7 protein-coding genes and 1 pseudogene are annotated in these 6,294 nt (G+C 55.6%); 4 read left to right on the top strand and 4 right to left on the bottom strand.

The features are described 5' to 3' along the window. The 4 genes and pseudogenes from FDW87_RS05880 to FDW87_RS05865 all read right to left on the bottom strand — a co-directional run. Positions 1–812, bottom strand: a pseudogene (locus FDW87_RS05880) (diol dehydratase reactivase subunit alpha); the annotation flags it as partial. A 10-nt stretch (positions 813–822) separates the two neighbouring features. Beyond that, positions 823–1,251 (bottom strand): diol dehydratase small subunit, encoded by a 429-nt coding sequence (locus tag FDW87_RS05875; protein WP_047358662.1) that lies wholly within the window; start codon positions 1,249–1,251, stop codon positions 823–825. A gap of 2 nt (positions 1,252–1,253) precedes the next feature. After that, on the bottom strand, positions 1,254–1,838 hold the full coding sequence (locus FDW87_RS05870; protein WP_049040242.1) for a propanediol/glycerol family dehydratase medium subunit: 585 nt from the start codon (positions 1,836–1,838) through the stop codon (positions 1,254–1,256). 11 nt (positions 1,839–1,849) lie between these two features. Further along, positions 1,850–3,517, bottom strand: coding sequence for a propanediol/glycerol family dehydratase large subunit (locus FDW87_RS05865; RefSeq protein WP_016154580.1), 1,668 nt, complete (start codon positions 3,515–3,517; stop codon positions 1,850–1,852). Positions 3,518–3,908: 391 nt separating this feature from the next. Here FDW87_RS05865 and FDW87_RS05860 point away from each other — a divergent pair, with 391 nt between their 5' ends. From FDW87_RS05860 to FDW87_RS05845, 4 genes are all read left to right on the top strand, one after another. Beyond that, positions 3,909–4,337 carry a heme-binding protein gene (locus FDW87_RS05860; protein ID WP_049040241.1) on the top strand — a complete coding sequence of 143 codons (429 nt, stop codon included), beginning with the start codon at positions 3,909–3,911 and terminating at the stop codon, positions 4,335–4,337. A gap of 22 nt (positions 4,338–4,359) precedes the next feature. Beyond that, a complete protein-coding gene (dhaT, locus tag FDW87_RS05855; RefSeq protein WP_016157511.1) occupies positions 4,360–5,523 on the top strand; it encodes a 1,3-propanediol dehydrogenase in 1,164 nt (387 codons plus the stop codon). Positions 5,524–5,539: 16 nt separating this feature from the next. Next, entirely contained in the window at positions 5,540–5,893 is a 354-nt protein-coding gene (locus FDW87_RS05850) for a glycerol dehydratase reactivase beta/small subunit family protein (RefSeq protein ID WP_019077738.1), read from the top strand. Beyond that, a partial coding sequence (locus tag FDW87_RS05845) for a cob(I)yrinic acid a,c-diamide adenosyltransferase (protein ID WP_252363032.1) occupies positions 5,894–6,294 on the top strand: 401 nt, incomplete at its 3' end.

The following is a 6,294-nucleotide window of genomic DNA, read 5'->3' as shown; positions in this document are numbered from 1 at the left end:
CCGCCACGCTTTTCGCCGCGGATAAAGATCTTACCCGCCGGGATCACCCTTGAGCGCACATCACCCTGCGGGGTTTTCAGCACCACGGCGGAACGGTTGCCAATTAGCGCCCTGGCGATGGGGACGATGGTTTGCGTTTCCTCGGGCGTCAGGGTAAAGAAGGTCGCGATGCCGTAAGGATTCGACAGCACACGCACCACCTGTCCTGGGGCTGCCACTTCCACCGCCGCCAGCACACCTTCCGGCACCTTCTCCAGCAGGGTGACTTCATCTACCACCGGCATTGTTCGACGCAGACGATTGTTCACCAGCACGCCATCATCTTTTTTCAGGATCGCCGCTACCACGTTGACCCCGCGATCCAGCGCCTCATTGATAAACCAAACCGCCTCGAGGAAATCCCTCTCCTCACCGACCAGTGGGATCCAGCCCTGGGCAAACCGATCTTCACTCAACGCCGCCAGCTTCTCCACGGCGATGGTGGTTCCCATTCCCACGCCAACGCCGCCGGGCGTTTGCGGGTTATGCCCAATCATTGTTGATTCGGTAATGATGGTTTCAGTGATGGTTTCCATCGCCACATCGCCAATCACCGGTGCCGCCTCGTTGATGCAGATTTTCGCCACGTCCTGAAGCGACCACGGGGTGTTATTCAGCGCCTGCTGCAGGGAGGCCACCACCCCGGCAATATTGTCCCGTGTGCCTTTCATACCGGTCGTAGCGACAATCCCGCTGGAGATAAACCGGCCATGCTGCGCCAACGCCACTTCGGTGGTGGCGTTGCCGATATCAATCCCTGCAATTAACGGCATATAACCTCCGTCACTGGCTGCCTTTACGCAGCTTGTTTCTCTGCAGATACACCTCTGCCGACTCGCGGACAAACCCGGCGTTCACCGTGGCATGCCAGGTATGTTCCAGTTCATCGGCAATGGCCTGAAGCTCGGCGAACGAAGAACGAAACGGCCGCAGCGCGTTGTAAATTTCAAGAATACGGGCATCCGGGATTGCTATAAGCTCCGCCGCACGACGGAAATTACGCGCCACGGCGTGACGCTGCATCTGTTCGGCAATCTGCGCCTGGTACTCCAGCGTTTGCTGAGAAATACGCACATCCTGCGGACCTACGCGGCCCGCCAGCACATTCTCAAGGGTAATCTCGGTTAGCGGTTTGCCGGTAGGAGTCTGGATTTTCTCCGGGCAGCGGGTCGCTAATGGATAATCCTGCGCGGTCATGATGTTGTCGTTCATGGTCATTCCCTTACGAGTGCAATATGCAGCGTGACAGGCGCAGCATCCTGCACCACGTGTTTGGTTTCTTTGATATGAAACAGCGCGGCCTTGGCCATAAATTTGGGGCGTACCATCTGGTCATTAACCACTGGCACTGGCGAAGGCGACTCTTTACGTGCATAGCGCGCGGCGTTTTTACCAATCTGGCGATAGGTTTCCAGCGTCAGCAGCGGAGCCTGAGAGAACAGCTCAAGGTTGCTCAGAGGCAGCAGATCGCGCTGATGAATCACCGTGGTTCCTTTCGACTGGATACCAATCCCGACGCCAGAACCGCTGAGATTTGCCGCATCCCATGCCATAAATGAAACATCCGAGGTGCGCAGAATCCTCACCACCCGAGCATGCAGGCCCTCTTCTTCAATGCCGGCAACCAGTTCTTTCAAAATCGCTTTGTGCGGCATATCAATCAATGTTTTGTGCTGATACTTATCAAAGGCCGGGCCGACGCCTATCACGACTTCATCCACGCGTTCGTCCGCTTTAGCCGCCTCGCCTTCGCTCACCTGCAAGGTGAAAACCGGCTTACGTTCAGTTGTGCATTCCACTGTGTACCGCCTTATTCGATCGAGCCGGGCTGAACCACGCCCGCAATATTTTTAATTTCCGCCCAACGTTCGGCAGAGATGCGATAGCCGGTGCCGGGTCCCTGATAATCGTTGATGTCATTAACGGCGCTGACGACGTCGAACTGACGATCCAGAATGGCCGACGTTTGCAGATAATCACCAGTAACACGCTGCCTCAGCATGTTGAGGATATTGCTGGCGATGTCTTCGAAGCCGCTGGAACTCAACGCGCCGACGATATCCAGCCCGGTGATATTGCGTTTCATCATCTCTTCCACGGCAGCCAAATCTTCCACCACATTGCGCGCGGGCATATCTTTGCTGCCGTGAGCGTAAGTGGCGGCTTCCACCTCTTCATCGCTAATCAGCGGCAGGCCCAGTTCGCGGAACACCGCCTGAATGGCGCGCGCGGCCTTATTGCGGATGGCGATTGTCTCCTCTTCCGTGACCGGACGCAGGCCCCCGTCAACCATCAGATCGCGTTGCAGAATGTTGTAATCATCGAAGTCTTCAGCGTCGAAGTTCGACCCGGCAAACATGTTGTCGTAGTTCGGTACCGCGCTATAGCCGGAGAAGATAAAGTCGGTGCCCGGCAGCATCTGCATCAGGGTGCGGGCAGTACGACGAATATCGGAGTGGGAAAAGGTCTGGTCATTGGCGGAGGCCACTTCAAGGTCGAGCATCGAGGCAATCAGGTTTTCCGCCAGCACCGCGCGAATCCCCGACGGCACAGCGCCGGTCATGCCGATACAGCTGACCGCGCCGTTTTGTAACCCCTGTACACCCGCACCTTTGGTGATAAAAATGCAACGCGACTCCAGATAAAGCATCGATTTACTTTCGGAATAGCCCATCAGCGCTTCCGAGCCGGTGCCGGAGGTGTAGCGCATCTTCAGACCACGAGAAGCATACGCCGAGGCAAGAAACGCTTTTGACCACGGCGTATCATCGCCATCGGTAAACACCGACTCCGTGCCATATACCGACACCGTTTCGGCGTAGCTGGTTAGCCCGCGCATTCCCAGTTCCAGCTCCGTGGCCTCTTCAACGGAGCATTGCGTCAGCACGCCGGGGCGACCGCATTGGGACCCCACCAGCAGCGCCAGGGCGTTAAACGGCGCATAGCGGGCGATCCCGACCGTTGTTTCCTGTTCGGAAAAGCCACGGATCCCCGCTTCAGCAGCGTCGGCAGCAATCTGTACCGGGTTATCTTTCAGGTTGGTCACGTGGCACTGATTGGAGGGGGTGCGTCTGGCGCGCATTTTTTGCAGCGCCATCATCATCTCCACCACGTTCATTTGCGCCATCACCTCCACCGCTTTCGCCGGGGTGATGGCAGTCGTAATGGCAATGATCTCTTCCCGACTGACGTGGATATCCACCAGCATTCTGGCGATCTCCAGCGCGTCGAGCTGCATGGCGCGCTCGGCCTCGGGCACGTTAATCGCGTAATCGGCAATGAACCGGTCAATCATGTCGAACTCGGCGCGGCTCTTGCCGTCCAGCTCAACAATACGACCATTTTCCACCTTCACCGACGAAGCCGGATCGTAAGGGCTTTCCATTGCGATCAGCCCCTCTTCAGGCCATTCGCCAATTAGCCCATCCTGATTTACAGGCCGCTGGGCAAGCACTTCGAATCGTTTTGATCTTCTCATAGTTTATGGACTCAAAAGATAAAAAATAGGGACGCCGGGCCGTATTGCCGGGGACACAACACCCGGCATTCGCCTTTCATCAGCAATAGCCGAACTCTAAATGAGCAGGACAATAAAAAAATAAAATTAATTTCGTTCCAATTTGGTACGTAATAAAAAACCATCGTTTCATATTGAAACGCGGCTCAGGAATATTCGCCGTGAATTGTGACGAGGTTAAATGATCATTATCAATAAACGCCACAACAGGAAACTGAACGTAATATTTTTGAAATTCCCACCCTATTGACTTAATAACGCGGGGCGAGAAAATAAGATAAAGCCAATGATAAAAATAGCTGTTGCGCGATATTTTCGTGACCTCAGCCCTACAACCTTTTCAGGAGAGACTGTGAATAAGAGCCAACAAATCGCCACCATTACGCTGGCGGCTGCAAAGAAAATGGCGCAGGCCGTCGAGGCTAAAGCGCTTGAAATCAACGTTGCGGTGGTGTTTTCCGTGGTGGATCACGGCGGGAACACGCTGCTAATGCAACGTATGGACGACGCGTTTGTCACCAGCTGTGATATCTCTCTTAATAAAGCTTATACCGCCTGCTGCCTGCGACAGGGTACCCATGAAATTACCGATGCGGTACAACCAGGTGCCTCTCTATATGGCTTGCAGCTCACCAATCAACAACGAATTGTTATTTTTGGCGGCGGTTTACCTGTCATATTAAACGGCAAAGTAATCGGTGCCGTTGGCGTAAGTGGCGGTACCGTCGAACAAGACAGATTATTAGCAGAAACCGCATTGAATTGTTTCTCTGAATTATAATTTAAATCTAAGAAGGTATATTATGAGCTATCGTATGTTTGATTACCTGGTGCCAAATGTGAACTTCTTTGGCCCCAATGCTATTTCCGTGGTCGGCGAACGCTGCAAACTGTTGGGCGGTAAAAAAGCGCTGCTGGTCACTGATAAAGGTCTGCGGGCGATTAAAGACGGCGCGGTAGATAAAACCCTCACACATCTGCGTGAAGCCGGTATTGACGTCGTGGTTTTTGACGGCGTTGAGCCAAACCCCAAAGACACCAACGTGCGCGACGGCCTGGAGGTCTTTCGGAAAGAGCATTGCGACATCATCGTTACCGTTGGCGGCGGTAGCCCGCATGATTGCGGTAAAGGCATCGGTATCGCCGCGACTCACGAAGGGGATCTCTACAGCTATGCCGGGATTGAAACCCTGACCAACCCGCTGCCGCCGATCGTTGCGGTGAATACCACCGCCGGTACCGCCAGCGAAGTCACCCGCCACTGCGTGCTGACCAATACCAAAACCAAAGTGAAGTTTGTGATTGTCAGCTGGCGCAACCTGCCGTCGGTCTCTATTAACGATCCGCTGCTGATGCTCGGCAAACCAGCTCCACTGACTGCGGCCACCGGGATGGACGCCCTGACCCACGCCGTGGAAGCCTACATTTCCAAAGATGCCAACCCGGTCACCGACGCTGCCGCTATCCAGGCGATCCGCCTAATCGCCCGTAACTTGCGTCAGGCCGTGGCGCTGGGCAGCAACCTGAAAGCTCGCGAGAACATGGCCTACGCCTCCCTGCTGGCGGGTATGGCCTTCAACAACGCCAACCTCGGCTACGTTCACGCGATGGCGCATCAGCTTGGCGGTCTTTACGACATGCCGCACGGCGTGGCGAATGCCGTACTGCTGCCGCACGTGGCACGCTATAACCTGATCGCTAACCCGGAAAAATTTGCCGACATCGCAGAGTTTATGGGCGAGAACACGGACGGACTCTCCACCATGGATGCCGCCGAGCTGGCCATTCATGCTATTGCCCGCCTCTCCGCCGACATCGGTATTCCGCAGCATCTGCGCGATCTGGGCGTCAAAGAAGCCGATTTCCCGTATATGGCGGAAATGGCGCTGAAGGACGGCAACGCCTTCTCCAACCCGCGCAAAGGGAACGAGAAAGAAATTGCCGAGATCTTCCGTCAGGCATTCTGATAACGCAGGGGGCGCAATGTTACTTTCATCACCGGGCGTACACCTGTTTTATCACTCACGCTGGCAGGGTACTCGCGTGCTTGACGAGTTGTGCTGGGGGCTGGAAGAGCAAGGCGTTCCCTGCCGGGCAATCTGTTGCGACGATCATGACTGCGCGCTGGCGCTCGGCAAACTGGCGGCCAAAAGTTCGACGCTGCGCGTGGGTCTCGGTCTCAACGCCACCGGTGATATTGCCTTAACCCATGCCCAGTTGCCCGAGGATCGGGCGCTGGTCTGCGGGCATACCCGCGCCGGGACAGCACAGATCCGCACGCTCGGCGCCAATGCCGGTCAACTGGTTAAAGTTCTTCCCTTCAGCGAGATAAAATAAATGTACCGCATCTATACCCGAACCGGCGATAACGGCACGACCGCGCTGTTTGGCGGCAGCCGTATCGATAAAGACGACATCCGCGTTGAGGCCTACGGCACGGTGGATGAACTGATTTCCCAGCTTGGCGTCTGCTATGCCAGCACGCGCCAGGCCGAGCTACGCCAGGAATTGCACGCTATGCAGAAGATGCTGTTCGTACTGGGGGCGGAACTCGCCAGCGATCAGAAAGGACTCACACGCTTAAAACAGCGTATTGGCGAAGAGGATATTCAGGCGCTGGAGCAGCTTATTGACCGCAATATGGCGCAAAGCGGCCCGCTCAAAGAGTTTGTTATTCCGGGGAAAAATCTGGCATCGGCACAACTGCACGTTGCGCGAACCCTGACGCGTCGGCTGGA

This window comes from Citrobacter sp. wls826, from assembly GCF_005281245.1.
GTDB lineage: Bacteria > Pseudomonadota > Gammaproteobacteria > Enterobacterales > Enterobacteriaceae > Citrobacter > Citrobacter braakii.
This window is presented reverse-complemented; position numbering and strand designations above follow the sequence as displayed.

Bases quoted from the DNA above. Each gene is read 5' to 3' on its own strand.
- dhaT (WP_016157511.1), top strand. From the start codon at position 4,360: ATGAGCTATCGTATGTTTGATTACCTGGTGCCAAATGTGAACTTCTTT.
- FDW87_RS05865 (WP_016154580.1), bottom strand. From the start codon at position 3,517: ATGAGAAGATCAAAACGATTCGAAGTGCTTGCCCAGCGGCCTGTAAAT.
- FDW87_RS05875 (WP_047358662.1), bottom strand. From the start codon at position 1,251: ATGAACGACAACATCATGACCGCGCAGGATTATCCATTAGCGACCCGC.
- FDW87_RS05850 (WP_019077738.1), top strand. From the start codon at position 5,540: ATGTTACTTTCATCACCGGGCGTACACCTGTTTTATCACTCACGCTGG.